This is a genomic window from Aquitalea sp. S1-19 (genome assembly GCF_024343515.1).
This window is the reverse complement of the sequence record NZ_RJTZ01000044.1, coordinates 1-25,441: the sequence shown is the minus strand read 5'-3', so window position 1 is coordinate 25,441 and position 25,441 is coordinate 1. Positions and strand designations below refer to the sequence as shown.

General features: G+C 61.0%; 24 protein-coding genes and 1 pseudogene. 3 read left to right on the top strand and 22 right to left on the bottom strand.

What is annotated here, in order from left to right; translation table 11 throughout:
- Positions 1-286 (bottom strand): SAM-dependent methyltransferase (locus EGI20_RS08540; RefSeq protein WP_498631114.1); only part of this gene is annotated, 286 nt, incomplete at its 3' end.
- A gap of 147 nt (positions 287-433) precedes the next feature.
- Between EGI20_RS08540 and EGI20_RS08535 the strand changes: the two genes are divergently transcribed.
- Positions 434-760 (top strand): YhbY family RNA-binding protein, encoded by a 327-nt coding sequence (locus EGI20_RS08535; RefSeq protein ID WP_124735164.1) that lies wholly within the window; start codon positions 434-436, stop codon positions 758-760.
- A gap of 73 nt (positions 761-833) precedes the next feature.
- Here the strand turns inward: EGI20_RS08535 and EGI20_RS08530 are convergent, their stop codons facing one another.
- The 17 genes from EGI20_RS08530 to EGI20_RS08450 form a co-directional block, all read right to left on the bottom strand.
- Complete coding sequence (locus tag EGI20_RS08530; RefSeq protein ID WP_160797252.1) at positions 834-1,265, bottom strand: DUF4149 domain-containing protein; 432 nt, start codon at positions 1,263-1,265, stop codon at positions 834-836.
- 59 nt (positions 1,266-1,324) lie between these two features.
- Complete coding sequence (gene greA / locus EGI20_RS08525; RefSeq protein ID WP_124735165.1) at positions 1,325-1,801, bottom strand: transcription elongation factor GreA; 477 nt, start codon at positions 1,799-1,801, stop codon at positions 1,325-1,327.
- A gap of 146 nt (positions 1,802-1,947) precedes the next feature.
- Complete coding sequence (gene carB, locus EGI20_RS08520) at positions 1,948-5,154, bottom strand: carbamoyl-phosphate synthase large subunit (protein ID WP_498631113.1); 3,207 nt, start codon at positions 5,152-5,154, stop codon at positions 1,948-1,950.
- A gap of 23 nt (positions 5,155-5,177) precedes the next feature.
- On the bottom strand, positions 5,178-5,831 hold the full coding sequence (leuE, locus tag EGI20_RS08515; RefSeq protein WP_498631112.1) for a leucine efflux protein LeuE: 654 nt from the start codon (positions 5,829-5,831) through the stop codon (positions 5,178-5,180).
- Positions 5,832-5,853: 22 nt separating this feature from the next.
- The gene (gene carA, locus EGI20_RS08510) at positions 5,854-6,981 is read right to left on the bottom strand and encodes a glutamine-hydrolyzing carbamoyl-phosphate synthase small subunit (protein WP_160797256.1); all 1,128 of its coding nucleotides are present in this window, start codon (positions 6,979-6,981) and stop codon (positions 5,854-5,856) included.
- Between the two features lie 129 nt (positions 6,982-7,110).
- Complete coding sequence (locus tag EGI20_RS08505; RefSeq protein WP_498631111.1) at positions 7,111-7,857, bottom strand: type II secretion system protein N; 747 nt, start codon at positions 7,855-7,857, stop codon at positions 7,111-7,113.
- Positions 7,854-8,357, bottom strand: a complete 504-nt coding sequence (locus EGI20_RS08500) for a type II secretion system protein M (protein ID WP_498631110.1) — start codon at positions 8,355-8,357, stop codon at positions 7,854-7,856. Before EGI20_RS08500 ends, EGI20_RS08505 begins: the two co-directional genes overlap by 4 nt.
- 1 nt (position 8,358) lies before the next feature.
- A complete protein-coding gene (gene gspL, locus EGI20_RS08495) occupies positions 8,359-9,516 on the bottom strand; it encodes a type II secretion system protein GspL (protein WP_498631109.1) in 1,158 nt (385 codons plus the stop codon).
- A complete protein-coding gene (gspK, locus tag EGI20_RS08490; protein ID WP_498631108.1) occupies positions 9,513-10,490 on the bottom strand; it encodes a type II secretion system minor pseudopilin GspK in 978 nt (325 codons plus the stop codon). Before gspK ends, gspL begins: the two co-directional genes overlap by 4 nt.
- Positions 10,487-11,062 (bottom strand): type II secretion system protein GspJ, encoded by a 576-nt coding sequence (locus EGI20_RS08485; RefSeq protein ID WP_498631107.1) that lies wholly within the window; start codon positions 11,060-11,062, stop codon positions 10,487-10,489. The genes gspK and EGI20_RS08485 overlap by 4 nt, the downstream gene beginning before the upstream one ends.
- Complete coding sequence (gspI, locus tag EGI20_RS08480; protein ID WP_498631106.1) at positions 11,050-11,424, bottom strand: type II secretion system minor pseudopilin GspI; 375 nt, start codon at positions 11,422-11,424, stop codon at positions 11,050-11,052. Before gspI ends, EGI20_RS08485 begins: the two co-directional genes overlap by 13 nt.
- Positions 11,421-11,903: a prepilin-type N-terminal cleavage/methylation domain-containing protein gene (locus EGI20_RS08475; protein WP_498631115.1), complete on the bottom strand. Its 483-nt coding sequence runs from the start codon at positions 11,901-11,903 to the stop codon at positions 11,421-11,423. Before EGI20_RS08475 ends, gspI begins: the two co-directional genes overlap by 4 nt.
- A gap of 9 nt (positions 11,904-11,912) precedes the next feature.
- A complete protein-coding gene (gene gspG, locus EGI20_RS08470; RefSeq protein ID WP_498631105.1) occupies positions 11,913-12,341 on the bottom strand; it encodes a type II secretion system major pseudopilin GspG in 429 nt (142 codons plus the stop codon).
- 43 nt (positions 12,342-12,384) lie between these two features.
- Positions 12,385-13,581 carry a type II secretion system inner membrane protein GspF gene (gene gspF / locus EGI20_RS08465; protein WP_498631104.1) on the bottom strand — a complete coding sequence of 399 codons (1,197 nt, stop codon included), beginning with the start codon at positions 13,579-13,581 and terminating at the stop codon, positions 12,385-12,387.
- 10 nt (positions 13,582-13,591) lie between these two features.
- Positions 13,592-15,046, bottom strand: coding sequence for a type II secretion system ATPase GspE (gene gspE / locus EGI20_RS08460; RefSeq protein ID WP_498631103.1), 1,455 nt, complete (start codon positions 15,044-15,046; stop codon positions 13,592-13,594).
- The gene (gene gspD, locus EGI20_RS08455; RefSeq protein WP_498631102.1) at positions 15,043-17,142 is read right to left on the bottom strand and encodes a type II secretion system secretin GspD; all 2,100 of its coding nucleotides are present in this window, start codon (positions 17,140-17,142) and stop codon (positions 15,043-15,045) included. Before gspD ends, gspE begins: the two co-directional genes overlap by 4 nt.
- 9 nt (positions 17,143-17,151) lie before the next feature.
- Positions 17,152-17,811, bottom strand: coding sequence for a type II secretion system protein N (locus EGI20_RS08450; protein WP_498631101.1), 660 nt, complete (start codon positions 17,809-17,811; stop codon positions 17,152-17,154).
- Between the two features lie 446 nt (positions 17,812-18,257).
- On the opposite strand from EGI20_RS08450, the gene EGI20_RS08445 reads away from it, so the two are divergent.
- The gene (locus EGI20_RS08445) at positions 18,258-20,513 is read left to right on the top strand and encodes a PhoX family protein (RefSeq protein WP_498631100.1); all 2,256 of its coding nucleotides are present in this window, start codon (positions 18,258-18,260) and stop codon (positions 20,511-20,513) included.
- Positions 20,514-20,611: 98 nt separating this feature from the next.
- On the opposite strand, the gene EGI20_RS08440 is transcribed toward EGI20_RS08445, so the two are convergent.
- The 3 genes from EGI20_RS08440 to EGI20_RS08430 form a co-directional block, all read right to left on the bottom strand.
- The gene (locus tag EGI20_RS08440; RefSeq protein WP_498631099.1) at positions 20,612-22,393 is read right to left on the bottom strand and encodes an acyl-CoA dehydrogenase C-terminal domain-containing protein; all 1,782 of its coding nucleotides are present in this window, start codon (positions 22,391-22,393) and stop codon (positions 20,612-20,614) included.
- A gap of 166 nt (positions 22,394-22,559) precedes the next feature.
- Positions 22,560-23,495 (bottom strand): electron transfer flavoprotein subunit alpha/FixB family protein, encoded by a 936-nt coding sequence (locus EGI20_RS08435; protein WP_498631098.1) that lies wholly within the window; start codon positions 23,493-23,495, stop codon positions 22,560-22,562.
- Positions 23,496-23,498: 3 nt separating this feature from the next.
- Positions 23,499-24,248 carry an electron transfer flavoprotein subunit beta/FixA family protein gene (locus EGI20_RS08430; protein ID WP_498631097.1) on the bottom strand — a complete coding sequence of 250 codons (750 nt, stop codon included), beginning with the start codon at positions 24,246-24,248 and terminating at the stop codon, positions 23,499-23,501.
- A gap of 237 nt (positions 24,249-24,485) precedes the next feature.
- Here EGI20_RS08430 and EGI20_RS08425 point away from each other — a divergent pair, with 237 nt between their 5' ends.
- Positions 24,486-24,905, top strand: a complete 420-nt coding sequence (locus tag EGI20_RS08425; protein WP_498631096.1) for a MaoC family dehydratase — start codon at positions 24,486-24,488, stop codon at positions 24,903-24,905.
- A 199-nt stretch (positions 24,906-25,104) separates the two neighbouring features.
- Here EGI20_RS08425 and EGI20_RS08420 read toward each other — a convergent pair.
- Positions 25,105-25,441 (bottom strand): annotated as a pseudogene (locus EGI20_RS08420) (tRNA epoxyqueuosine(34) reductase QueG); the annotation flags it as partial.

Here is a 25,441-nt window from a genome sequence, read left to right as displayed (position 1 = left end):
CACCCTGAATGAATGATACGTCGGCAATGGCATCCATAGGCAGGATATCCAGCGCGAACACCTTGCCCTTGTCGCCGACGATACGGGAGGCCACCTGCGACCAACTGCCCGGTGCCGAACCCAGATCGGCCAGTACCGTGCCGGGGCGGATCAGTTTGTCCTTGTCGTTTATCTCGATCAGCTTGTAGGCGGCACGGGCGCGATAGCCATCCTGCTTGGCCTGGTGTACCCAGTGATCATTGACATGTTCGGACAGCCATTGGTTACTACTCGTACTTCTCTTCATTTTTCAAACCTGTCATTACAAGCGGCGGTCACAGTAAAAAGTGATCTGAAACGGCCAAGTGACTGTTTATCTGCCATTTTCAGCGTATTGTTCGGGCAAAAAGTGGAAGTTTTTAGTAGAATCCCGTTTTGCTTTGGAAGCACTACCATGAAAATCGAACTTTCCACCTTCGAGCGCACCTACCTTAAGGGTCTGGCGCACCAAATTTCTCCTGTTGTCATGATAGGCAACAGCGGGCTGACCGAGTCGGTCATGCGCGAAATCGCTATCAGTCTGGACGCCCACGAACTGATCAAGATCCGGGTACAGGGCGATGACCGCAATGCGCGCGTTGCACTGTACGAGCAGATCTGCAATGACCTGGATGCAGCGCCGGTACAACATATCGGCAAATTGCTGGTTCTGTGGCGCCCGTCGGATAAAGAGCGCATTGTCTTGCCCAAGAGCAAAAAAGCACTCAAGGCCATGCCTTGATTGTTTCTTTGACTCAAGGCTAAAGAAAAAAGCGGTGACTTGCCACCGCTTTTTCTATGGCCGGTACATCGGCCTAGCTATCGCGCCTGAGCACATAGACCAGTGCCAGCAGGCTTTGCACCAGATAGATCAGGCTTGAAATGGCATGCCAAGTAGCAAAACCGCCACCAAACAACCCTTCGGCGGCCTGATTCACCGAAAGTTTCAAGTCGGCAATAATCGGCGACACAGCAAAATGGTTGATCACGGTGCACAAGAGCATGCCGAACAGCAGCCAGAACGTGCCCGCTTTCACGCCACGCGCACCGATACGCCACACATAGTCGGCCAGCAAGAAGACGCCGCACACTAAGCCGACCCAGGCGAGATGGCTAAACAGTTTGCCGGCCACCATGCCGGCCGTCACCTTGTCCAGCACGGAAAACAGCACTGGCGTGACCAGCAGGCCCAGTATCCATATCCCGCCGACCCAGAACGTTTTTGTTACCGCGCGCAAGCCATCCATGCCCACCCCTTTATCCAGAATCGACAGCAAAACGCGCCCCAAAGGGCGCGCCGGTTTTTTTAGATATATTTGACGTCGAGTATCTCGTACTCGCGTATGCCGCCAGGCGCCATCACCTCGGCTACATCACCGGCTTCCTTGCCGATCAGGGCGCGGGCGATAGGCGAATTGACCGAAACCTTGCCAACCTTGATATCCGCTTCATCGTCACCCACGATCTGGTAGGTCACTTCGTCTTCACTCTCCAGATCCATCAGCTCGACGGTCGCGGCAAACACCACACGGCCCTCGGCATCCAGTTCCTGCGGATTGATAATCTGGGCATTGGAGAGTTTACCCTCCAGCTCGGCGATACGGCCTTCGACAAAAGCCTGGCGCTCCTTGGCGGCATCGTATTCGGCGTTTTCCGACAGGTCACCGTGCGAACGTGCTTCGGCGATGGCCGCAATCACATCCGGACGCTCCACGCTTTTCAGGCGCTGCAGCTCTTCTTTCAGCAGCTCCGCACCGTACACAGTCAACGGGACTTTGATCATTCTTTTCTCCACTGGCGGCCATGCCGCCCTCAACAAAAACACAAGCCGCCGTCCTGAGGACGGCGGCTTTGCGGATAGATTTTCCCGGATTGTACCGGCAAAACGCATACACAACCAAGCATTGCACGCGTTTTGCCGGCGGAAAATCAGCGTTTGATGCGGGCGTGCAATTCCTGCAGGCTGTAAATACCGAAATCATCCAGCTGCAGGCCGACACACAAGGCCTGGGCACCGGCCAGTGTGGTCGATTGCGGAATACGTGCCTGCAAGGCCGAACGGCGGATGGAGTGGCTATCCTGAATCGCCTGACGCTTTTCGTCCACAGTATTGATCACCAGTGCGATTTCACCATTCTTGATCAAGTCAACGACGTGCGGGCGCCCTTCGGCCACCTTGTTCACCACCTGCACGATCAGGCCGGCATCCGACAATACCTTGGCGGTACCGCGTGTGGCGCAAACACCAAAACCCAGTCTTTGCAGCTCGCGTGCCACCTCGACACAGCCGTTCTTGTCACCGGCACGCACCGACATAAACACCTTGCCGGTACGCGGCAGCTTGTCACCGGCCGCCAGTTGGCTCTTGACGAAGGCTTCGGCAAAGCTGTTACCCACCCCCATCACTTCGCCGGTCGACTTCATTTCCGGCCCGAGAATGGTGTCCACGCCCGGGAACTTGATGAATGGGAATACCGCTTCTTTGACTGCGTAATAAGGCGGAATCACCTCGGCGGTAAAGCCCTGCTCCACCAGCGAGATGCCGGCCATGGCGCGCGCGGCGATCTTGGCCAGCGGCGCGCTGGTCACTTTGGATACGAAAGGCACGGTACGGCTGGCGCGCGGGTTCACTTCCAGCACATAAATGGTATCGCCCTGAATGGCGAACTGCACATTCATCAGGCCGACCACATTCAAGGCACGCGCCATGGCGATGGTCTGGCGACGGATCTCGTCCTGTACCGCGGGGAACAGGCTGTAAGGCGGCAAGGAGCACGCCGAGTCGCCGGAGTGAACCCCCGCCTGCTCGATATGCTGCATGATGCCGCCGATGACCACATTCACGCCATCGGACACACAGTCCACATCGACTTCGATGGCATCGTTCAGGAAGCGGTCGAGCAAGACCGGGCTGTCATTGGAAACCTTGACCGCCTCGCGCATATAACGCTCGAGATCTGCCGGCTCGTGCACGATTTCCATCGCACGCCCCCCCAGCACATAAGACGGGCGCACCACCAGCGGATAGCCAATCTCCTCAGCCAGACGCATGGCATCGGCCGGCGTACGCGCCGTGCGGTTAGGCGGCTGCTTAAGAGCCAACTCCTGCAACAGCTTCTGGAAACGTTCGCGGTCTTCGGCCGCATCAATCATGTCAGGGCTGGTGCCGATAATAGGCACACCGGCCGCTTCCAGCGCGCGCGCCAGTTTCAGCGGCGTCTGGCCGCCATATTGCACAATCACGCCGAACGGCTTTTCAACATGGCAGACTTCCAGCACGTCTTCCAGCGTCAAGGGCTCGAAATACAGACGATCCGAGGTGTCGTAATCGGTAGACACGGTTTCCGGGTTGCAGTTGACCATAATGGTCTCGAAACCGGACTCGCGCAGAGCCAGCGCCGCATGAACGCAGCAGTAGTCGAACTCGATACCCTGACCGATGCGGTTCGGTCCGCCGCCCAGCACCATAATCTTTTTATTATTGGTCGGACGCGACTCGCACTCTTCCTCATAGGTCGAGTACATATAAGCGGTATTGGTCGCGAACTCGGCCGCGCAGGTATCCACACGCTTGTACACCGGACGGATGCCCAGTGCCCAGCGCTTGGCGCGCACCCCCGCCTGATCGGTATCCAGCAGCAGCGCCAGACGCCGGTCGGAGAAACCCTTGCGCTTGAGACGGAACATCTCGCCATGCGCCAGATCCTCGATACGGCGGCCACGCAGTGCCTGCTCTTCGCCCACCAGATCTTCGATCTGGGCCAGGAACCACGGATCGATCTTGCTGATGGCAAACACATCGTCGCGGCTCAGGCCGATACGGAAGGCATCGGCCACATAGAGGATGCGGTCCGGGCCTGGCGTACCCAGCTCGTGACGTATGGTTTCTTCGCTGGTCGTTTGTTCGTCAAAACCGGACAGACCGGTCTCCAGGCCGCGCAGCGCCTTTTGCAGCGACTCCTGCAAGGAGCGGCCCATTGCCATCACCTCGCCCACCGACTTCATCTGCGTCGTCAGCCTGTCGTCGGCCAGCGGAAACTTCTCGAAGGTAAAGCGCGGGATCTTGGTCACGACGTAATCGATAGACGGCTCGAACGATGCCGGGGTCGCTCCGCCGGTAATGTCGTTTTTCAGCTCGTCCAGCGTGTAGCCGACCGCCAGCTTGGCGGCGATCTTGGCGATCGGGAAGCCGGTCGCCTTGGACGCCAGCGCCGACGAACGCGACACACGTGGGTTCATCTCGATCACGATCATTTCGCCGTTGTCCGGATTGATCGCGAACTGCACATTGGAGCCGCCGGTATCCACCCCGATCTCGCGCAATACTGCGATCGAAGCGTTACGCATGATCTGATATTCCTTGTCGGTCAGCGTCTGCGCCGGCGCGACGGTGATGGAGTCGCCGGTATGCACGCCCATCGGGTCGAAGTTCTCGATCGAGCAGATAATGATGCAGTTGTCGGCACGGTCGCGCACCACCTCCATCTCGTACTCTTTCCAGCCCAGCACCGATTGTTCGATCAGCAATTCATTGGTCGGAGAGGCCTCGAAACCGCGCTCGCAGATGGCGAGGAATTCTTCGCGATTATAGGCAATGCCGCCGCCCGAACCGCCCATGGTAAACGAAGGGCGGATCAGGGTCGGATAGCCAACCTTGACTTGCGCCTCCAGCGACTCTTCCAGCGTGTGGCAGATAAAGGACAGCGGGCAGGACAGGCCAATCTTGGCCATGGCTTCTTTAAAGCGGCCGCGGTCTTCGGCCTTGTCGATCGCATCTTCCGATGCGCCGATCAGCTCGACCTGGTATTTCTCCAGCACGCCGTGACGCGACAGATCCAGTGCGCAATTAAGCGCTGTCTGCCCGCCCATGGTCGGCAAAATGGCATCGGGGCGCTCGCGCGCAATAATCTTTTCCACCACTTGCCACGAGATCGGCTCGATATAGGTGACGTCGGTCATCTCCGGATCGGTCATGATGGTGGCCGGGTTGGAGTTGACCAGAATGACTTTGTAGCCTTCTTCGCGCAGCGCCTTGCAGGCCTGTGCGCCGGAATAATCGAATTCGCACGCCTGCCCGATGACGATGGGGCCGGCGCCTATGATAAGAATGCTTTTAATGTCGTTACGCTTGGGCATGATGTTCTCTAATTTTCAGGTATTCAGTTGAGTCCCGCGCTCGCCAGCTTGGCGCCAAAACCCAGAAACATGAGCCCTACGCCGCCACTGGCGGCACTGGCCAGCCGGCGCCGGGCTCGAAATGCCGCCGCCAGATGGTTGCCGGCCATAATCAGTACGGCCAGATAGCTCATGCTGCACACTTGCAGGATCGCGCCCAGTGCGGCAAAGGTCAGCACCGGATAGGCATAGCCCGGGTCGACGAACTGCACGAAAAACGACAGGAAAAACAGGATGGCCTTGGGGTTCATCAGGCTGATGCTCAGTGCGCGCTTGAACGGATTTTTCGCGTCCGCCAGCACCACGACCGGCGCAGCCTCAGGCGCAAGCGCGGGTTTGCGCCAGCCTTGCCACGCCCCCTTGAGCATATTGAGCCCGATCCACGCCAAATAGGCGCCGCCGCTATACTTGAGCAGCACAAACAGCATGGGGTTGGCCTTAAGCAAGCTGGCAGCCCCGGTCGCTGCCGCCAGCATCAGGATCGCATCACCGACAAAGACCCCCAATGCGCCCTGAAAGCCGGCACGCACCCCGCGCTGACCGGCCACCGACAACACATACAGCGAGTTGGGCCCCGGCAACAGGATGATGAAAATCGTCCCGATAAGGTAGGTCAGCGGATCGGTAATGCCCAGCATCTCGGCCTCCTGTCTCTGTCGCTTAGTCTTGTGCGTCCATCGCCGCAGTAAAGCGGTCGAACAGATAGGCCACGTCGTTCGGCCCCGGGCTCGCTTCCGGGTGCCCCTGGAACGAGAAGGCCGGACGGTCGGTCAAGGCAATGCCCTGCACCGTGCCATCGAACAGCGAACGGTGGGTCACGCGCACATTGGCCGGCAAGCTGGTTTCATCCACCTGGAAGCCGTGGTTCTGACTGGTAATCATGACGCGGCCGGAGTCGAGATCCTGTACCGGATGGTTGGCACCATGGTGACCGAACTTCATCTTGCTGGTCTTGCCGCCGGCAGCCAGGCCCAGCAACTGATGACCCAGGCAAATGCCGAACACCGGGGTGCGCGTAGCCAGAATGTCGCGGATGGCAGTAATCGCGTAATCACAAGGCTCCGGATCGCCCGGACCATTCGAGAGGAACACGCCATGCGGGTTCAGTGCCAGCACTTCGGCAGCCGGGGTTTTGGCCGGCACCACGGTCAGGCGGCAGCCGCGCTCGGCCAGCATCCTCAGGATGTTGTGCTTGACGCCGAAATCGTAAGCCACCACGTGATAGCGCGCTTCGCCCTGCTCGGTATAGCCCTCGCCCAGGCGCCACTCACGCGTCGTCCATTTATAAGGCGCATCACAGCTGACCACTTGCGCCAGATCCTGCCCAGCCATGGAGCCAAAACCGCGTGCCAGTTCAATGGCGCGTGCTTCATCGATTTCACCGGCCATGATGCAACCGGCCTGTGCTCCGCCTTCACGCAGGATACGGGTCAGACGACGGGTATCGATGTCGGCGATGGCCACCGTATGATTGGCCTTGAGGTAATCCGACAGCGAGGCTTCGGCGCGGAAATTGCTGTGCAGCAAGGGCAGATCGCGAATGATCAGGCCGGATGCAAAAACGGCGCCGGATTCGGTATCTTCCGAATTGGCGCCGACATTGCCGATATGCGGGTAAGTCAGGGTGACGATTTGTTTGGTGTAGGACGGGTCGGTCAGAATTTCCTGATAACCGGTCATGGCGGTATTGAATACCACTTCGCCGACGGTATGACCGACAGCACCGATAGCTGTACCCTTGAAGACGGTGCCGTCAGCGAGGGCAAGAATGGCGGGTACGGTAGACACAGGCTAGCTCCTGAATGATTGTTGCAGATTCTTTATCGTTTTTATGTAGTGAACGGGACGCAGCCTTCAGCTTGTCCCGTTTGGTTAAACCTGCCTATCATACCTATATTGCATTGCAATATGCAAGCATCAAACGCCTGTTTGAACTTTCCAGCTGACGCGATTCGGCCCGGAAGGCTGGCCCAGCATCAGCATCAGCGGGCGCAAAGCCAGGTAGGCGTCGGGGCTGCTACTGGCCGACCCGCCAAAATCAGGCAGTTTACCCGGCTGCCATTGCCCCTGCCCCTCGATCTGCAAGGGGCCGGATAAAGTCTGCAACGCCAGCCCCAAGGCCGGTCCTTGCCCGCTCACCTGCAACTGGTAACTACCAAAGGGACGAATACGCGTCAAAGGCGATGCCGCGCCCAACCAGCTGATGCGCGCACCGCCGCTAAAACCATCGCGACCATGGCTCAGACTCTGCAACTCCAGCTTGAGCAAGCCTCCCAGACGTGCGGCGCGCCAAGTGTCCGACAAACCGGCAACAGCGGCCACCGGTAGCGAGAGGCTGATATTGTCCAGCTGCCAGCTGTTTGGCGTCAGGCGTAGCGCCCCCGTGCCGGCATCCGTTTGCAAGCGCCAGCCCAATGCCCCTTTGAATAAAGCGCCCGGTTCGAGCTGCCAGACAAGCCGGCTCATCGCCAGCACAGAGCCATCCTCGGCGATAAATACCGGCCGCCCCTGCCCCGACCATAGCGTGCCTTGCACCTCGCTCAGTTGCCAGCGCGACTGGGTAAGATCGCTTAACGGCACGGACAGCCAGGTAGCCGGCAGTGCAGCAAGCGTGCCAAACAGCAAGACCGGCACCGCCAGCAGCCACAACCAGCGCCGCTTCATGCGCGTCCACCGCCATGTACCAGCACCGCATCCAGCTTGACCATGCCGGGCGCCGTCGATGCCGCCGTTTTCATACGCAGCACACGCACCTGTTGCAAAGCCAGTTGCCCGGCAAAACCCAGCCAGGCATCAAAGGGCAACTCCCCGCTAATGCGCACGCCCTGATCACCCTCGGCCGCCAGCGCCCAGGTACCGGGCAAAGACTGCGCTTTGGCACTGCGCTCGATCAGCGTCTGCAAATCGGCCGCATTCAGCGTGGCAACCTGAGGCTGGCGTTTTAACGCATTGGCTTCGGCAGTCAGCTTGCGGTCAAATACCAGTTCGGCCTCCAGACGCGCGACCTGGGTACGGGTTTTCGCGACATAACGGCTGGCCGGCTCCCATAACAGCAGATAAGCCATGGCCAGCAGCACCACTGCACTCATCACGCCCAGCATGCGCTGCTCGCGCAATGTCAGCTGGCGCCAACGGGCAAGCAGCGTTTTTTTCCACCCGCTCATTTTATGGCTCCCTCGTCAAAATCCACTCGCGCACGCCACCTTCGCTGCGTCGGGCATTCAACAGCACGCCGCTGCCGGCTAACTGCTGGCGATAGCGCTCGAACGCCTCGTCCGGCAAGGCCGGTGCACGTAGCTGTACACGCCCGCCCTCCGTTTCCAGCGCACTCAGACTGAGCGTATTGCCTGCGACTTCACCCAGCCTGGCCATCAGATAAAGCGCATCATCGCGCACCGCCTGACCGCGCTCGGCGCGCAGATTATCCACGACGCGCGTCAGCGGCAAAGCCGTCGCACCGGGTAAAGCCTGCGCCCCAAGCAAAGGCTGGGTCAGGCTGCGAATCTCGCTTGTCAGGCTGTGCTTGCGCCAGGCCAGCCAGCCAGCCTCCCCCAGGAGCAGGGCCAGCTGACCGGCAAACAGCACAGCCAGAATGATGCCGCTTGTTTTCAATGCCGGCGCCCACGCCCGCCACAGGCGACTGGAGGCCAGCTCTCCCATAGCAAAATCATAGGGCGAAGCCATACGCCCCTGCTTCCAGCCGGCAGCCGCTTCGCGCACTAACGCCACACCGGGCAAGGCTTCCACATCACCGCACAGGCACTGCACTTCGGGTGCGCCCTCGCCCAGCAGACGTGCCGCCAGAGCATCACCCACGATGCCCTGCGGCAATACGCAAGCCTGGGTATGCGAGCGGCGCACGATACGCCCGCTGGCACAGTTCGCCAGCAGCCACTGCCCCGGCAAGGGCTCGGGCAGACACATTTCCTCGGGAATGATACGGTCAGGCGCACGCCCCAGCTGCTTGAGCATGGCGACCGCCCGGCGCAGGGAAAATGCCTCGACCACCGCCACCGCACTCAGCCCTTCTTCCATGCCGCCTATGGCATAGAGATTGGCTGCCGGATCGCTGGCTAGCTGCTCTTCCAGCGCAAAACCTGCGGCGGCAAGCTGGCGCTCGCGGCTCGCCTGCGGCAGCTTGACCCGGGTAAACAGGGTCAGGCCGGCCGGCAGGATCAATTCGGTACTATTGCTTGCAGGCCAGTGCGCGGGCGAGTCATCCCCCGTACCAAGGCATTCTCCACTGGCGGCAATCAGCGCCCAGGCAAGGCCGGGCTCGCTATCCGGCCAGCTCGGGCGCAACATCAGTCTAAGAACAGTCATCGGGTTTCTGTCGGTGAAGGGGGTTTACCGTCCAGAGCGCGCGAGCCGGCAAGCAGCCGTCCATCCTCGCGCCACACCAGCCGGGTGGTAAATTCGTCACGCAAAATCAGCGCAGCCACGCTCAAACGCACGGCAGCCTGACGCACCTCGCTTTGCAGCAGGAAATAACGACTGCGCGTCGCCAGTGCAATACCTTCCGGCAACTGGGCCCGCGCCGGCAGGCGGGCACGAAAATCCGCCTCGTCGATAAAATGGTTGTCTATGCGCTGATTGATCAGGCCCTGCAGCTCGCCGGCGTTCACACCCTGTACCAGCGCACGCATCAGCTCGGGGCTGGCGGTGTTGACATTGATGGCCGTCGCCATGGTTTCCGGCAGTGCCACCACATGCGGGCTCAAGCGTGCCAGCACCTCGGGGCGATAGCCTTGCACCCAGGCCAGCTGCCCCGCACGTGCAAGCGGCGCATTCAGCGCGCGATAAGGCGGGCGCAGCGCCAGATAGTCACCCGACTCGGCGCCACCCGCGCGCTTGTCGTCGTCCGCATCCAGATAATCGGCCAGACTGTCGGCAAGCTCGGGAGGTAGCCTGAGTTCGGCGAGCAGGCGCCGGTATAACGCCAGCTGCGGCGCTGAAACCACGCCGCCCTGCACCAGATTATTCAGATTGAAGCGCCCCTGTGCATCGGCCAGTGTGCCGCGTACATCGACCCCTTGCGCATCGGTCTTGGGCAGAGGCTGGGCCCATAGTTCGGACAAACTATCCACCGACGAGGTTTCCCCGTCGTAACGCAGGATTTCCATCGCCCAGCCCAGGCCGCCATCGGCCACCAGCCGGGTTTGCGCGCGCGCGCGGTCATTATCGACCTGGCGCAGCCACAAGCCCTGCTGCCACAACACCAGTGCCGAAACGGTGGTTGCCAGCGCCACAATCAATAACGCCATCACCACCGCCATACCACCCTCGCGCGGCCTCATGGCAAACTCCAGACGCGGCGCACGCGCTGGCCGCCAGCCAGTGTCACCGTCATCACCAGCGCCCGCGCATCCAAGCCGCCACCATCCGCCAGCGGCCAGCTTTCGCTCTCGTTCCCGTCCGCCAGCATCACGCTAAAGCGGGTGCGGCTGGTCGCATCCAGCAGGCGCTGCGGCAGGATTTCCCTATCCAGCCCGGCAAGAGCGGCGCTCCACTGCAAGCCGCTATCATCGGCCAGATAATGGCGCAGCTCGCGCCCCTCCGGACTTTTGCTGCTATAGCCCGCCAGTTGCAAATGCTGCTTGCCGTTTTCGCTCTGCAGTTGCAAGGCAGGGCCCGCCGAATCCTTGCCCGTATTTTCACGCGTCAGGCGACCGACATCGGACTCTACCCTGCGCATCACCCGCGCAAGTCCGACCCATTCATCCGACAGGCTGACCAGACGCTCGCGCGCGATCAGCAGTGATGAGAAGGCCTTGTAACCCAGCACCGACAAAATGGCCATCAGGCTCATCGCCACCAGAATCTCGATCAGGGTCATGCCGCGCTCGCGTATCGCCATCAGCGCGGCCATTGTACAAAGCCGGTCAGCTCGGCCAGGGTATAGTTCGCCCCATCAGACGGCAGAATGCGGATCACGACGCGACGGAAGTTGGGGTTGGGGGTGCCGCTGACATCGCGCTGCCAGCGCAGTGCCGCTTGCCCGCCATCCGGCTTGATCTCACCGGAACTACCGCCCACCTCCGGCCATTCGCGCAAGGCCTTGATGGTTTCCAGCCGGTTTTGCGCTTCCCAGGTAGCCAGCATGCGCGCGCGTAACGCCTCGCTATTGTCGGCGGCCAAGCCCGCCGAGCGCAGCAAGGCAGTCAGCGCAATAGCCAGTATCGCCAGCGCCACCAGCACTTCAAACAGGGTAAAGCCGCGCACCGGCTTCATGGCTGCCCCCCGGCACGGGCGTCTTCCACCCGGGCAAAGCCCAGTGGCGACAACCACACTTCCAGACGCTGGCCGTCCGAGAGCAGCGGCAGCACCAGTTCACTGGCGCGCCCGTCCTGCCACAGGGGCAGCACCTCGCCGGGTCTGGCATCCTGCCCCTCGATACGCGCCCGACCCGAGCCTATGCCCTGCGGCCAGCGCCGCTCGGCAAAGAAATCCTCTCCGGTGTCAACAAAACGCCCGTCGCTGGCCTGACGGCGAAAGCCGTAGCCCTCGCGCGACCACACCAGCACCAGCGGATCCCCCATTTCGGCCGCATCCGCCGCCTGCTCAATCACCCGCGACAGCCGCAACGCCTCATCCCCCATCACCCGGTGCGTATCCGGCGTCAGCGACAAGGTCACCATGGTCGCCAGTATGCCGACGATGACCAGCACCACCATTACTTCGATCAGGGTGAAGCCGCGCACACGCCGCATGCCCAAGGTTTACTGCTGCCAGTTGCCGATATCGCCGTCCACACCCTCACCGCCGGGCTCGCCATCGGCGCCCAGACTCCAGATGTCGACCTCGCCATGCGTACCGGGGCTGGCGTACTGGTAAGGGTTGCCCCACGGATCCATAGGCAGGCGTTCCAGATAGCCGCCGGGCTTCCAGTTTTTCGGCAAAGGCGCGACGGTCGGCTTTTCGCTTAATGCCTTGAGGCCCTGCTCGCTACTCGGATAGCGGGTGTTATCCAGCCGGTACAGCTTGAGCGCCTGGCTCATGGCATTGATATCCTGCCTGGCAGCCACCGCACGCGCTTCGTCCGGCCGGCTCATCACCTTGGGCACGACCAATGCGGCCAAAATGCCGAGAATCACGATTACCACCATGATTTCAATCAGGGTGAAACCGCCTTGTTTACGTCTTTGCATCATGTTTCCTTAGGTCTTGAATTCGTCGGCACCATGGCGCCCCTCAGCGCACCATCTGGTTCATGTCGATAATCGGCAGCATGATGGCCAGCACGATAATCAGCACCATGCCCCCCATCAGCAGAATCAGCAACGGTTCCATCAGCGTGGTGAAGGTCGCCACGCGGCGCTCGACTTCTTGCTGCTGCTGCTCGGCCGCACGCTCCAGCATGGCGGCCAGTGTACCGCTGGCTTCGCCGCTGGCGATCAGATGGATCAGCACCGGCGGAAACTGGCGGCTGGCCGCCAGCGCCCGCGACAAGGGCACACCCTCGCGCACCCGCGCCGTCGCCTCGCTTAAGGCTTCCTGCATCGGCATCAGCCCGACCAGGCCGCGCGCGGTTTCCAGCGCGGTCAGTAAGGGCACGCCGCTGCCGGCCAGAATCGCCAGCGTACTGGCCATACGCGCCGTATTAATGGCGCGCAACATGCGTCCGACCAATGGCAGCGTCAGCAGACGCTGATGCACCATGCGCCGGAACGCATCCTGCCTGAGTGCCCGCCACCAGCCATAGCCAGCCAGCGCCACACCCAGCAACAGCGCCCAGCCCCAGCTACGCAAAAAATCGCTACTGGCCACCAGCATGCGGGTGAGCAAAGGCAGAGTCTGTTTGGTCTGAATAAAAACCGTCACCACCTGCGGCACCACATAAGTCATCAGCCCGGCCACCACCAGTATCGCCACCACGGTGACCACGGCCGGGTAAGCCAGCGCCAGCGTGACTTTTTGCTGCAAGGCCTGGCGCTTGACCAGATAGTCGGCCAGACGCGCCATCACCGTGTCCAGATGGCCGCTTTGCTCGCCAGCCTTGACCAGGCTGATATAGAGCGGGCCGAACACCGCCGGCAAACGCGCAAGTGCCTGCCCCAGGCTCTGGCCCTCCATGATATCGCCGCGCAAAGCCGAGACCACGGCACGGGTGCGGGCGTGTTCGCTTTGCTCGGCCGCCGCCATCAGCGCCTTTTCCAGCGGTAGCCCGGCCATCAGCAAGGTTGAGAGCTGCTGGGTAAACAGTGCAAGTTCGGCATTGGGCAGGCGCTTGTGTACCGTCCCCGGCTTGCCGCTCTCGGCTTCGATCTGCAACAGGGTCAGCCCGCGTTCGCGCAAGAGAACACGCGCCGAACGCGCCGACTCGGCCTCGATCACGCCCTTTTCTTCGCCGCCCTTATCCGACAAGGCCAGATAGCGAAATGCTGCCATTGTCTAAGCCCTAGCCATTTTTGGTAATGCGCACGACTTCTTCCAGCGCGGTTTCGCCGGCGCGCACCCAGCGCATGCCATCCTCGCGCAAGGAGCGCATGCCAGCCTGCAAGGCATGCTCGCGGATATCCTGCTCGGAAGCGCCCTGATGCACCATGCGCTGCAACTGCTCGTCTACCGTCAGCAATTCGTAAATCCCCAGACGCCCGCGATAACCGCTCATCGCACAGGCCGGGCAACCGACCGGGCGATAATGCACCACGTCCGTCTCGCCCTCCAGCGGCAAGGCATGCACCGCCTTGCACGCCGGACACAGGCGGCGCACCAGACGCTGCGCCATCACCCCCAACAGCGACGAGGCCAGCAAAAACGGCTCGGTGCCCATGTCCACCAGACGCGTGACCGCACTGGCGGCATCGTTGGTGTGCAGGGTGGCCAGCACCAGATGCCCGGTCAATGAGGCCTGCACTGCGATCTGCGCCGTTTCCAGATCTCGGATCTCGCCTATCATCACCACGTCCGGGTCCTGGCGCAAAATGGCGCGCAGCGCCTTGGCAAAGCTCATATCTATCTTGGGGTTGACCTGGGTCTGGCCGACACCATCCAGCTGGTACTCGACCGGGTCTTCCACAGTCATGATATTGCTATGGCGCGCATCCAGTCTTGAGAGCGCCGCATACAAGGTGGTGGTCTTGCCCGAGCCGGTGGGGCCCGTCACCAGCACGATGCCGTGCGGCTGGCGAATCAGCCGGTCCACTTCCGCCAACGTATCCGGCGCCATGCCCAGGGTTTCCAGATCGAGGCGGGTCGCATCCTTGTCCAGCAAACGCATTACCACACGCTCGCCGTAACTGGTGGGCAGGGTCGACACCCGCACATCTACCGGCCGCCCGGCCAGGCGCAAGGAGATACGGCCATCCTGCGGAATGCGTTTTTCGGCGATATCCATCTGCGCCATGATCTTGATGCGCGACACCAGCGCTGCATGCAGCGCACGATGCGGGCTGGCCACATCGCGCAAGCGGCCATCCATGCGAAAACGCACCAGCGAGCGCTCTTCGAATGCTTCGATGTGGATGTCCGACGCCTGCTCGCGCAAGGCCTGAGTCAAGAGCGCATTAATCATGCGGATAATCGGCGCATCGTCCTCCGCCTCCAGCAGGTCTTCCACTGCCGGCAGCGAATCTATCATCTGCGACAAATCGATATCCTGGCCGATGTCATCTACCGCATCCACGCTGCGCCCATCGGCATACAGCGCGGCCAGAAGCCGGTCGAATTCGGCGCGTGCCAGCGTTTCCAGCGCATCGACTTCGCCATACTGGCGCAATACCTCGGCCCAGGCCGCATCCCTCGCCTCGGGTGCCAGCAGCAGGTGCCGTCCGCTCTCCCCTTCAATCAGCAGCACGCCGTTGGCGCGGGCAAAGGCATAGGGCAGCAGCGGCTTGTCGGCGACCACGTTCATGGTTTGACCGCTGGCGCTTGTTGCTGCTCGACCCAATTATCCAGCTCTGACTTCAGGCTATTAGATGGCACCGCCTGCAAGGCGGTTTGCGGATCCAGCGACAGTTTTTGCGTTGCCGTCTTGCGGCTCTCCACCTGCAGGAAATCGTAACGGTCACCCGCCACCGCGCGCGCGCGCGCATCGTCACGGATAATGGTCGGCTTGAGGAACACCATCAGATTGCTCTTCTTGCGGCTCTGGGTCTTGTACTTGAACAAATTGCCGATAAACGGAATGTCGCCCAATAGCGGCACCTGGTTATTGCCGTCGGACACCGTTTCCTGGATCAGCCCGCCCAGTGCGATGATATTGCCGTCCTGCACCGACACCATAGTCTCGATCGAACGGGTGTTGGTAATCAGGCCCGAGGTGCTGGTCACCGAGTTGGGATCTATCGATGACGCTTCCTGATAGATCTTCATGCGTACCATGCCGCCTTCGGACACCTGCGGCGTGAGCTTCAGCGTCAACCCCACATCCTTGCGCTCGAAAGTCTGGAACGGGTTGGCCGCACCGTTGCTGGCGCCGGTGCTGGAGTATTGCCCGGTCAGGAATGGTACGTTCTGGCCGATCACGATCTTGGCTTCTTCGTTATCCATGGTCATCAGGTTGGGCGTAGACAGCACATTGCCCTTGGCCTGGGTTTCCAGCGCGCGCGCCAGCACCCCCAGGTTAAGGATTTCGCCAATACCCGGAATATTCACCGTGCCATCTATCAGGCCGATATTCAAACCACTCGAAGCGGCCAGCTTGCCCAGCACGCTATCCTTGGTCGCAGCATCCAGCGAAGGCGACAGCGACGTGCCGAGAATACTGGTACCGGAACCGGGGAAGTTGGTGCCGACAAAACCGTTCTTGCCTGCTGCCTGCCACTGCACCCCCACTTCCAGCGTGCGGTCGGCCGCCACCTCGACAATCAGCGCCTCGACAAAGACCTGCGCCCGACGCTTGTCCAGCAGATCGATCACGCCGCGCAGATTCTGGTACATGGTATCCGGCACATTCAGGATCAGTGCATTATTGGCCGGATCAGCTTGCACCATGGCACCGGTGCCGGACACAGTATCGTCCTGCACCGTGCTGCGTGCACCAGAAGCAGAGGATGGCGCAGCAGAACCGGACGCTGCATAGCTGCTATTGCCGTTGCTACTGCCCGACAGCGCGCCTGGCGTATTGGCACCGCCCGAGCTGCCCGCCGACAGCCCCCCCCCCTCGCCGGTCAGCAAGGTACGCAGCACCTTGGCCACCTGCACCGCTTCGGCATTTTTCAGATAGACCACGCGTACATTGCCGCCGGCTTGCGACGGCTTATCCAGCAACTTAAGCAGGCTCTTGACTTTACCCATGGCACCGGGCGTATCGGCGCGCACCATAATCACATTGGCGCGCGCATCCGGAATCAGTGTCACCTTGCCGGCCCCCTCACCCTGCGCCTGCAACAGCTTTTGCAACATGCCGGACAGCTCGATGGCCGAACCGAACGCCACCGGCAACACCGCCACATCGCCCGAAGCAGCACTTTCCACCGACTCGATAATCGACTCGATGCGGCGGATATTGTCGGCGTAATCGGTCACCACCACCGCATTGCTTTGCGGCATGGCCGTGACGGTATTGTTGGGGGAAATAATCGGGCGCAGCACCGGCACCAGCTGATTGACGTTGGCGTTCTTCAGCACAAACACCTTGGTGATCAGCCTGTCCACATCGGTGCGGCGCGGACTGCCGCTGCGTGCATGCAGCTTGGCATCGGCCTCGGGCACAATCTTCACCACCCCGCCCGCCCCTTCTACCGCAGCGAAGCCCTGCATGCGCAAGCTGGACAACAAAATCTGATAGGACAGCTCGCGTGGCACCGGCTTGGCCGACACGATATTGATCGTGCCCTTGACCCGAGGATCAAGCACAAAAGTCTTGCCGGTGATCTCGCCTATGGCCTGCACCACCACCGGGATCTCGGCACCGACAAAATTGAGCATGACCGGATCGGACGGCGCGGCCTGAGCCGAACAATGAAAAGCCAACGCCACAATGGCGGCAAAACGGGCAAGTCGCATGGGAAAACTCTAGTTGGGGTTGGCGTCGATTAAAGCAGCACGGCGGCGGCCAGACGGAGCACCCGGCTCGGCCTCGCCCGGCACCGCCTCCGGCACAACGGGCATACTGCTCACCCCCGCAGCCGTCGCATCAGGCAAGGGCGCAGGAGCAGAAAAATCGGGGCTAGCCGGCGGCGGAATTGGGGCAGGCGCCGTCGTTAGCGCATCGGCAGCGGCCGTCGGGCGGGCCAGTTCGACAAGACGCTCGCTGCCGTTTTGGCCAATGCGGATGGCGCTTGGCAAAACTTCCAGCAAGGTCCAGCCACCGGCTTGCTGGCCGACACGCAACGGCGACACCTTGTCGCCCTCGCCCACCAGCGCAAAATCGGTATGCGCATTACCCGACGCATACACCCCGACCAGCGTCAGCGGCGCAGCACCTTTTGCGGCGGCCAGTTCGGGGCTGACCATCTCGCCAAACCAATGCAAAGCGGCCACCCGCCCGGCGTCCGCCGTCGGCTCGGGCAAAGATAAGGCACGCACCTGCTGCGATGCCGGCGCCAACCAGACAGACAGCACCGTCCCCAACCAGAACAAGGCCAGAACAAGGGCAAGATAAGGCAGCAGACGCGGCACCCGCACCAAGGTGCGGGAAAGATCGCCTAAACGCCAGATTTTACGCGCACGCATCAGGCTCTATTCATAGCAAATAAATAACAAGATTAGACAATTCACACCACCGGCACAAGCTGCGCACCTATAGCGGCTTGGCATCGCACGACAGACTAGCGACAGTCACAGCGCGGCAGGCTACCACCAATGCGTGACACATGCATTAATACTTAAACCAATAAAAAACTAATTCATATTAGATAATAGACATATTCCAGCAGACTACTAGCAAGACCAAGCCTTGCCATTACTTTGGCAGCAACGAAAATCACACAAAGGGATATGCCTTTCCCGCCGCTAAATTTCCATGCATCGCCTTGGCGCCTTGGGCAAGAAACACGAAGCCCGGCGGCCAACAGGCCATCTGCGCTTGCAAATATTCAAATTTCACAAATCCTTCACGCGACTTAAACACATGAACATAAAAATGCGAACGCCTGACCCAACCAATAATGGAGCACCTGATGAGCAGCTACCTGAAATCCGACGATACCCCGCTTTCTGCCTACGACGACAACGAAATCGTCAACCACTCGCCCAATACACACATAGACGACGTTCTCGCCGTGCGCCTGAGCCGCCGCCAGACCCTGATGGGTGGCGTGGGTGCTACCACGGCGATGATGTTCGGCACCGTCGGCCTGAGTGCCTGTCTTGGCGGAGGTAGCGGCGGTGAAAGCAGTGGTAGCGGTACAGGAGGGGGGACAGGAGGGATAGGAGGGACTGTCGGAGGCGGCAGCACACCGCTGGCACTGGGCTTCAAACCTGTAGCCAAGAACAAGCTTGACCTGGTCACCGTGCCCGAAGGCTACCGCGTATCCATCCTGCACGCACTGGGTGATCCGCTACACTTCGGCGATCCGGACTGGAAAGGCGACGGCAGCGAAGGCGCCGATTCCTACAACCGCCGGATCGGCGACGGTCACGACGGCATGTACTATTTTGGTCTCTCCGACGACGGCAAGTTTCAGGCCGAACGCTCGGACCGCGGCCTGCTCGCCGTCAACCACGAGTACGTGGTTCAACCCTTCGTACTGCATCCTAATGGCAAAACCGCCGGCACCGTCCGCGTCGCCTCTGAAGTGGAGAAGGAAATCTACGCCCACGGCGTCAGCATCTGCGAGGTCAAACGTGGCACCAGCGGCAACGAGATGGCCATGGTGCGCGGTTCGCGCTTCAACCGCCGCATCACCTCGGCCACCGAAATGGCGTTCGGCGGCCCGGTCAAGGGCAATGCGCTGGTACAGACCAAGTTCTCGCCCGACGGCACCAAAACCCGTGGCACCAACAACAACTGCGCCAACGGCTATACGCCGTGGGGCACCTACCTCACCTGCGAAGAGAACTATCTCAATGTGATCAGCCGTGCCGACGGTGACGATGCCAAGCGTACGCCCAAGGAAGTCGTCGCACTCAAACGCTACGGTCTGCCTCAGAAACGCACGTCGCCTTACGTCTGGGAAAGCGCCGGCAGTGATGACCTGTTCGCCCGCTGGACGTCTTCGGTCACCGGCGTAACAGCCATGGACGACTACCGCAACACCATCAACACCTTCGGCTGGGTGGTCGAGATCGACCCGTTTGCCCCCGACTCCACGCCGGTCAAACGCTCGGCACTCGGCCGCTTCAACCACGAAGGCGCTTGGCCGGCGCCGGCCGTAGCCGGCCAGCCCATCGTGATGTACTCCGGCGACGATGCGCGCAACGAATATATCTACAAATTCGTCTCCAAGGCGCTGTGGGACCCCAAGGACGTCAACGGCGGCCTGGCCGCTGGCGCCAAGTATCTGGACGAGGGCATGCTCTACGTCGCCAAGTTCAACGCCGACGGATCGGGCCAGTGGCTGGAGCTGACTTTCGGCAAGAACGGCCTGAACAGCAGTAACGCTACCTACGCTTTCGCCGATCAGGCCGACGTGGTGACACACTGCCGCCTCGCAGCCGACGTCCTTGGCGCAACCAAGATGGACCGCCCGGAATGGGGCGCGGTCAACCCGCTCAATGGCGAGGTCTACATGACCCTCACCAACAACAGCAACCGTGTCGCCACCAGCGCCACACCCACCGGCAGCCAGCTCAAGCCAGACGCGGCCAACCCGCGCTACTACGAAGATACGCTCACTAATCCCGACAACACGACCAAAATCAACAAGGGCAACCCCAACGGCCACATCATCCGCTGGCGCGAGGCTGGTAATAGCGTTGCCGCCACCGTCTTCGCCTGGGACATCTACCTGTTCGGCTCCCAGGCCGATGCCGCCGCCGATATCAACCTGTCGGGCCTTAGCAACGACAACGACTTCTCCAGCCCGGATGGCCTGTACTTCGACAAGCGCGGCATGCTGTGGATACAGACCGATGATGGCGCCTACACCGATGTGACCAACTGCATGATGCTGGCCGCTGTACCGGGCAAGGTGGGCGACGGCGGCAAGATCACCGCAGCCGGCGGCACCGCCACCATCAAGGGTGCCAGCGCAACGCCCAGTACCGTACGCCGCTTTCTGGTTGGACCCAAGGACTGCGAGATCACCGGCATCGCGGTCACGCCGGATGCCAAGACGCTGTTCTTCAATGTGCAGCATCCGGGCGAAGACGGTACGCTGACGGCGCCGAGCAGCGCCTGGCCGGCCAGCCAGACCGACAGCGCATCCAAAGCCCGCCCGCGTTCGGCCACGGTGGTGGTCACGCGTATTGATGGCGGCGTGATCGGCGTCTGACCCTCAGCCCAAGCGGCATGGTTCTGCCCCCCAACCGGGCCCGCTAGCAAAAACGCCACGGCAAGCCGTGGCGTTTTTCATGGAATAACCTGTCAGGATCAGAACAGGTTTTCCGGCATCTCCAGCACGCTATCGGCGCCCTCAAGGATAGCGGCGGCCAGGCCGGAGACCTGTGGCAGCAGATGATCACCGTAGAAGCGCGCACTGATGATTTTGGCCGACAGGAAATCGGTATCGGCACCGTCTTCGGCAAGCTTGTCCTGCGCGATCAGCGCGGCGCGGCCCATTTGCCAGCCGCCCAGCACGATCCCCATCAGTTTGAGGAAAGGTACCGAACCGGCTGCCGCCAGTTGTGGCTGCACCTTGAAGGTTTCCAGAATGAAGGCAACGCAGCGCTCGGCTTCGCGGGCAGCGGCGGTCAGATTGGCCGACAACTTGGGCTGGCTTGGCGCGAGTTTGGCAGCAACCAGACGGGTTTCTTCCAGCAGTGCCAGCGCGGTCGCACCGCCTTCGCTGAACGTTTTGCGCCCGATCAGATCCAGACCGTGAATGCCGGTGGTGCCTTCATAAATCGAAGTAATGCGCGCATCGCGGTAGTACTGGGCAACGCCGGTTTCTTCGATAAAGCCCATACCGCCATGCACCTGCACCGCCAGACTGGTGATTTCGTTGGCCTGCTCGGTATTCCAGCCCTTGACGATAGGAATCAGGAAGTTCACCAGAGACTGGTTTTTTGCCGCTTCGGCTGCAACCGGATGCTGGGCCGCGCGATCCATCGCCGCTGCAGCCACGCAAGCCAGTGCGCGCTGTGCCTCGATCTGAACGCGCATGGTCATCAGCATGCGGCGTACATCCGGGTGCTGGATAATGGCAACGCCGGCCGGATCGGGAGAACCGATAGCACGGCTTTGCACACGGTCGCGCGCGTATTCGACAGCCTTCTGGTAGGCGCGTTCGGACACGGCCATGCCTTCGACGCCGACACCCAGACGCGCGTGGTTCATCATGGTGAACATATAGCCCAGGCCCTTGTTGGCCTCACCCACCAGATAGCCGATGGCGCCGCCTTCGTCACCGAAGCTCATCACCGCAGTCGGGCTGCCATGGATACCCAGCTTGTGCTCGAGCGAGACGCAACGCACATCGTTACGCGCGCCGAGGCTGCCGTCGGCATTCACCAGATACTTGGGCACGACAAACAGCGAGATGCCCTTCACCCCGGCCGGTGCGTCCGGCAAACGTGCCAGCACCAGGTGGATGATGTTATCCGCCATGTCGTGCTCGCCCCAGGTGATGAAGATCTTCTGGCCGCTGATCAGATAGCTGCCATCCGCTGCCGGCACGGCTTTGCTGCGCACTTGGGCGAGGTCGGAGCCGGCACCCGGTTCGGTCAGGTTCATGGTACCGGTCCACTCGCCGGTTGCCATCTTGGGCAGGTAGACGGCCTTGAGTTCGTCGCCGGCGTGGTGATGCAGCGCTTCAACTGCGCCCAAGGTCAGCAATGGGGCCAGCGAGAAGGCCAGATTGGCCGAGCACCACATTTCTTCGGTTGCCAGCGCAACCAGTGCCGGCATCCCCTGACCGCCAAATTCGGTCGGGGTGCGCAGGCCGGCCCAGCCAGATTCGACATATTGCAGCCAGGCGTCCTTGAAGCCGGGAGCGGAGGTCACGCTGTAGTCGGCGTTCCATTTGGCGCCCTGGTCGCCAGCCTTGTTGATCGGAGCCAGCACGCCTTCGGCGAACTTGGCGGCTTCTTCCAGAATGGCGTCGACCAGATCAACCGAGCAATCCTCGTAGCCGGGCAGGCTGCAGATGGATGGCAGTTCGGCCAGTTCATTCAGGGCAAAGCGGATTTCCTTGACCGGTGCGTTGTAGATCATCGATCTCTCCTTTGATGTGGGTGCAATGTTGTAAGTACAAAAAAACCGGCCACGCATTCACCTGAAGCCTGTCCTGACGACAGGGTTGTCTCCGGGGTGAACCGTCGGGCCGGTTCTGTTTTTTATTGCGGGCAGGCATCAAGGCCTGCCTCGTTCCGGCTGTCGCTTACTTGGACAGCTCGGCCATCAGTTCCGGTACGACGGTGAACAAGTCACCGACGATGCCGTAATCAGCCACCTGGAAAATCGGCGCCTCTTCATCCTTGTTGATCGCAACGATCACTTTGGAATCCTTCATGCCGGCCAGGTGCTGGATGGCACCGGAAATGCCGACGGCGAAGTAAAGCTGCGGCGCCACCACCTTGCCGGTCTGGCCGACCTGGTAGTCGTTTGGTGCATAGCCTGCATCCACGGCGGCGCGCGAAGCGCCTACCGCAGCGCCCAGCTTGTCGGCCAGCGGCTCGATCACAGCCTTGAACTGCGCATCCGAACCCAGCGCACGGCCACCGGAAACGATCACCTTGGCAGCGCCCAGTTCCGGACGATCGGACTTGGTCAGCTCGGCGCCGACAAAAGTCGACAGTTGTGCGTCTGCACCTGCGGCAATGCTTTCCAGTGCCGCTGCGCCGCCGTTGCCAGCTGCTTCAAACGCGGTGGTACGTACGGTGATCACCTTGATCGCATCGGACGACTGCACCGTCGCCAGCACGTTACCGGCGTAAACCGGACGCACGAAAGTGTCGGCCGACTCGATTGCCGAGATTTCGGAAATCTGCGCCACATCCAGCAAGGCGGCTACGCGCGGCAGCAGGTTCTTGCCAAAAGAGGAGGCCGGTGCCAGGACATGGCTGTAGCCCTTGGCCAGATCGATCACCAGCGGAGCCAGATTCTCGGCCAGACCGTGCGCGTATTGCGCGGCATCGGCGACCAGCACCTTGGCAACGCCGGCCACCGATTTGGCGGCATCGGCAGCAGCGGTGCAAGCAGCGCCAGCAACCAGTACATGCACGTCGCCACCGAGCTTGGCCGCAGCGGTAATGGTGTTCAGAGTGCCTGCTTTCAGGCTCTGGTTGTCGTGTTCAGCGATAACGAGAATAGCCATGGCTTACAGCACCTTTGCTTCGTTTTTCAGTTTGGCCACCAGCTCGGCAGCAGATGCCACCTTGATGCCGGCGGAACGCTTGGCAGGCTCGGCCACCTTGAGGGTGGTCAGGCGCGGGGTCACATCGACGCCCAGATCTGCCGGGGTGACTTTTTCCAGCGGCTTTTTCTTGGCCGCCATAATGTTAGGCAGCTTGACGTAGCGTGGCTCGTTCAGGCGCAAGTCGGTGGTCACGACGGCTGGCAATGCCAGCTTGACCGTTTCGAGGCCGCCATCGATTTCACGGGTGACATTGACGGTTTCGGCAGCCAGATCGACCTTGGACGCGAACGTACCCTGCCCCCAGCCCAAGAGCGCGGCAACCATCTGGCCGGTCTGGTTGGCATCATCATCAATCGCCTGCTTGCCCAGAATCATCAGCTGCGGCGCTTCCTTGGCGGCGATTTCCTTGAGCAGCTTGGCCACGGCCAAAGGCTGCAACTCGGTCTCGGTTTCCACCAGAATGGCACGGTCAGCACCCATGGCCAGCGCCGTACGCAGTGTTTCTTCACACTGCTTGACACCCATGGACACCACGATGATTTCGCTGGCCTTGCCGGCTTCTTTCAGGCGCACAGCCTCTTCTACGGCGATCTCGTCAAACGGGTTCATCGACATCTTGACGTTGGCGATGTCCACACCGCTACCGTCAGCCTTGACCCTAACCTTCACGTTGTAATCAACAACGCGTTTCACAGCGACTAGAACTTTCATATTCCTCCAGCGTATGCTTCGGACTGGTTGATAGATCATTGACGCATGCAGCCGTAGCCTATCGTGATGCTCTGCCGCACCTTAGCATTCAAACAATCGTTTGAAGAAAGCGCAAGCCCCACATGCACAAAATCCGGCCCCTCCGCATTTTTGCGCCCTTAACACGCAATTTGCCTGTCACGACTTGCGTGTACAATGCACTGCAACATTTCATCATCATAATACGGGAGTACCGTCATGACCGTCTACTTCGAAGACCTTAAAATCGGTGATTTCGCCGAGTACGCCAAAACCATTACCGAGGCCGACATCCTGATGTTTGCTGCGGTCTCGGGCGACGATAACCCGGTTCACATCAATCAGGAATACGCCGAACAGACCATGTTCGGTGGCCGCATTGCCCACGGCATGCTCACCGCCAGCCTGATCTCTACCGTGGTCGGCACCCGCCTGCCCGGCCCCGGCACCATCTATTTGTCGCAGTCCACCCGCTTCAAGGCACCGGTCAAAATCGGCCAGACTGTGACCGCGCGCGCAACAGTTGCCGAGCTTGATCCCAACAAAAAGCGCGTTAAATTTACCACTCAGTGTTTTGTCGCCGGCAATGTAATTCTGGAAGGCGAATCGCTGGTTATCGCCCCGTCGCGTCCGGAATAAGACGGGACTCGGGACTCGGGACTCGGGACTCGGGACTCGGGACTCGGGACTCGGGACTCGGGACTCGGGACTCGGGACTCGGGACTCGGGACTCGGGACTCGGGACTCGGGACTCGGGTTTCAGTGTTCCGGCCAAGCACACTCGCGTCAACACCGCAGATCCCGGCCCCCCAATCCCGAAAAACCAAACCCCGACTCCCTACTCCCCATGCTGCGCCAGCGCCCAGGCCACATGCTCGCGCACCAGCGCCGAGTCATAGTTGCTTCTGGCTTGCAGCGCGGCCATGACCTCGGGCGTGCCCGGTGCATTGCCTAAGCCCACCGCCAGATTGCGCAACCAGCGCTCGTAACCGATGCGATAGATCGGGCTGCCGGCCATGCGCTGATTGAATTCGTCTTCGCTCCAGCCAAACAATTCGACCAGGGACACATCGTCCAGACCATGACGCACGGCAAAATCCGCCTCATGGCTCGCCACGGCAAAGCGGTTCCACGGACATACCAGCTGGCAATCGTCGCAGCCATAAACCCGGTTG